The sequence below is a fragment of the Endozoicomonas sp. ONNA1 genome, from assembly GCF_024606325.1.
Classification (GTDB): Bacteria; Pseudomonadota; Gammaproteobacteria; order Pseudomonadales; family Endozoicomonadaceae; genus Endozoicomonas_A.
This window is the reverse complement of record NZ_JAHHPN010000063.1, coordinates 1-1,632: the sequence shown is the minus strand read 5'-3', so window position 1 is coordinate 1,632 and position 1,632 is coordinate 1. Positions and strand designations below refer to the sequence as shown.

Here is a 1,632-nt window from a genome sequence, read left to right as displayed (position 1 = left end):
CTTGATGAAGATCACCATGGTCAAAAAAATAATGGCAGATGGCAGCCCCTGCAAAAAATGCAGCGAAGTTTTGGAGCGGCTCGAAAGCTCCGGCCACTTTGGGAAAATTGACCAGGTACTGATCGCCAAAGAAGGTGATGCTTCAAGCGAAGGGGCTCGTCTGGCCGAATTCTACAAAGTGAACAAGGCCCCCTTCTTTGTGGTCGAGGAAGAAGGTCAGGAACCGAAAATTTACACAGTTTACTTCAAGCTGGTCAAGGAAGTACTGAACCGGCAAGCTGCGTGATGCAGCTGCCGCTTCAAAGGATAGAAAAGTCAGTGATCGGGGAGCTGAATACCAGAAAACAACTCATCCACTTCTACTTTGTTATGTCTTGAAATCGCTTCCTGCACGACTTCTTTAGACAAATGTGGTGCAAAGTGCTGAATGAAGTCATACATAAATCCACGCAAAAAGGTCCCTCTTCTGAAACCAATCTTAGTGACACTGGGCTCAAACAGATGGTCTGCATTCAGAGGAACCAGATCAGAATCCAGTTCCGGATCGTAAGCCATCTTCGCAACAATACCCACACCCAGCTTCAATCTTACATAGGTTTTGATGACATCAGCATCGGTTGCGGTGAATACAACTCTGGGTGACAAACCTTCATTCATAAAAGCTTCGTCCAGTTTGGAACGGCCAGTAAAGCCAAAGACGTAAGTCACCAGGGGATACCGGGCAACATCCTGCAGTGTCAACTCAGATATTTGTGCCAGCGGATGATCCTTCGGAACGAGCACACAGCGATTCCAGCGATAGCAGGGCATCATGACCAGATCGTTAAAAAGTTCGAGCGCTTCTGTTGCAATGGCAAAATCAACCACGCCGTCTGCAGCCATCTCAGCAATCTGGATGGGCGCTCCCTGATGCATGTGCAGGGACACATCTGGATACTGAGAAATAAATTTGTTGATGATATCAGGCAGTGCATAGCGAGCCTGGGTATGCGTCGTTGCAATAGACAGGGAACCTTTACGCTCATCACTGAACTCTTGTGCCACCTGTTTGATGCTTTCGACTTTTCTGAGAATCTCACCTGCAGTCTCTATAATTTTTTCACCAGCCGGGGTGATTCGGGTCAGATGCTTGCCGCTGCGGGCAAACACCTCTACGCCGAGCTCATCCTCCAGCAGGCGGATCTGTTTGCTGATACCGGGTTGCGAGGTATATAGACTCTGCGCTGTGGCGGATACATTGAGATCATGGTGAGCGACCTCCCAGATATAGCGCAGTTGTTGCAGCTTCATTGATGGCCTCCGGTCGAGCTAACGTCTACCCATAGTGTGAAAAAAATATGAGTACTCTTAGTTCATAGCGGCATAAGAGAATATCATTTAATTACTTCCAAGAATACAAGCCGGTCGCTACAGTTACCAGCGAATCATGCAGCTTTAATCATGATTTCAAACATCGCCTGAGCTACTTATAACTTTAGACCATATTTGATGGACACATTGCTCTACATTTCAGCGGGTGCCAGCGTGGGTTTTGCCGTTGGCTTAACCGGCATAGGAGGCGGGTCTCTGATGACTCCACTGCTCCTTTTATTCGGATTTCCGACCCACATAGCAATAGGAACGGACCTGTTG

3 protein-coding genes are annotated in these 1,632 nt (G+C 47.9%); 2 read left to right on the top strand and 1 reads right to left on the bottom strand.

Features of this window, described 5'->3' with window-relative positions:
* On the top strand, nt 1-286 hold a 286-nt coding region (locus KDK19_RS01385; RefSeq protein WP_257291190.1), incomplete at its 5' end, for a hypothetical protein.
* Nucleotides 287-315: 29 nt separating this feature from the next.
* Here the strand turns inward: KDK19_RS01385 and cysB are convergent.
* Nucleotides 316-1,290, bottom strand: coding sequence for an HTH-type transcriptional regulator CysB (gene cysB, locus KDK19_RS01380; protein WP_257254873.1), 975 nt, complete (start codon nt 1,288-1,290; stop codon nt 316-318).
* A 198-nt stretch (nt 1,291-1,488) separates the two neighbouring features.
* On the opposite strand from cysB, the gene KDK19_RS01375 reads away from it, so the two are divergent.
* A partial coding sequence (locus KDK19_RS01375; RefSeq protein ID WP_257291191.1) for a TSUP family transporter occupies nt 1,489-1,632 on the top strand: 144 nt, incomplete at its 3' end.

Coding starts and splice junctions, on each gene's coding strand:
- cysB (WP_257254873.1), bottom strand. CDS start 1,290: ATGAAGCTGCAACAACTGCGCTATATCTGGGAGGTCGCTCACCATGAT.